Origin of the sequence: Terrihalobacillus insolitus, assembly GCF_028416575.1 — a bacterium.
Classification (GTDB): Bacteria; Bacillota; Bacilli; order Bacillales; family Amphibacillaceae; genus Terrihalobacillus; species Terrihalobacillus insolitus.
In genome coordinates this window covers 1-1,628 of sequence record NZ_JAMQKB010000058.1, presented here as the reverse complement: position 1 = coordinate 1,628, position 1,628 = coordinate 1, and the positions used below count along the sequence as shown (strand labels likewise).

The 1,628-nt window shown below is 35.9% G+C and carries 1 protein-coding gene; it reads left to right on the top strand.

Going from position 1 to position 1,628, the window contains the following annotated elements; genetic code table 11:
- The first annotated feature begins 125 nt into the window (after window positions 1-125).
- Entirely contained in the window at window positions 126-1,433 is a 1,308-nt protein-coding gene (locus tag NC797_RS18220; protein ID WP_272438212.1) for a transposase family protein, read from the top strand.
- Window positions 1,434-1,628 lie beyond the last annotated feature (195 nt).

Below are 1,628 nucleotides of genomic sequence, written 5' to 3'. Positions count from 1 at the left end.
CAGCACTGAAGAGTAAAAAATTTTTCGAGATAATTTGATAAAATACCAACCCTAAATATGCTAAAAATGGTAAAATTGAGTGTAATAAATGCTGATAAATGGCGTATTTTAGGGGGGAATGAAAATTGGCAACGCGAAAGGAAAAAAGAGACCAGGAAACAGAGGTAAATTATTTTATCGAGTTTGCAAAAATCAAGAAACACTATTTTAATGAATTATTTGTGAAGCTAAATCAAGTGAAAGATCCGAGACACCAAAGTTATATCTATTATCAATGCGATGTTATTCTTTTGATGATGATTCTTAAGAATGCGTGTGATTTAAAGAGTATGCGCGGGATGACAAGCAATTTTAATAAAGAGGAATGTATTAAAAATATCCAAAAGGTTATCGGCTTGAAGGAATTAGAAGAACTTCCACATTACGATACCATCAACAATTTCCTAGAGAGATTAGAGCCAGGTGAATTAGAAGCTATTAGAACATACATGATTCAGGAACTGTTAAACAAACGATGCTTGGAACGTTACCGGATTAACGGGAAATATTGGGGAGTCATCATTGATGGGACTGGACTATTTAGTTTCTCGGAAAAACATTGCGATCACTGTTTGAAACGGGAATATAAAAACGAAGAAACAGATGAGAAACGAACGGTATACATGCATCATGTGCTGGAAGCGAAACTCGTTGTGGGAGATATGGTGTTGAGTATCGGCTCGGAGTTTATCGAAAATGAGTCTGAGGATGTACCTAAACAGGATTGTGAGTTGAACGCTTTTCACCGATTGGCGAAAAAACTCAAAGATACCTATAAAAGACTGCCAATCTGCATTCTTGGAGACAGTCTTTATGCCTGCGAAAGTGTGTTCAAACGTTGCGATTCCTATAAGTGGGTATTCATGATGCGATTTAAAGAAGGACGGATTAGGAGTGTCGCAAATGAATTTCAGACCATTAAATCAATTAAGAGCGATACAAATGGTCCCCTTTTTTGGGTGAATGACATCTCCTATCAGGAAAGATCCCTGAATGTCTTGGAAGGAACCCTTGAGAACGAAGAAGGAAAGGATAAATCCTTTTTATTCATCACCAACATCAAGCTAACAAAACGAAATGCAAAAAAAATGGTTGGCGTCGGACGAAGTCGTTGGAAGATAGAGAATCAAGGGTTCAATCGCCAGAAAAACATTCGCTATCACATCGAACATGCTGGAAGTCTTGATCATCAAGCAATGAAGAATCACTACCTCTTGACCCAGATTACCGATATCCTTATGCAACTATATGAAAACGGGGCGAAGATATTTAAGAAGTTGAAAAAAACAGCAAAAGAAATATCCTCGGACCTGTTAGAAGCGTTTCGCACACGAATTTTAACAGGCGAGGATATAGCTACAATGGTAAAACCCATTCAAGTAAGGTTTACCTAATAAATTTATTTTAACAGAGGTGGTGATAAATAAAAAGAAGCAAATGAGTTATCCACAATTTTTATAACAAATAATAGAAATTCGGCACTTATACACAAAAATAAAAGAAAAACCTAATGGTAAAATTTAACATATGTGGATAAGTGGTTTTTCGATATTAAACAACTTTAAAGATAAATTTACTCTTCAGAGCTG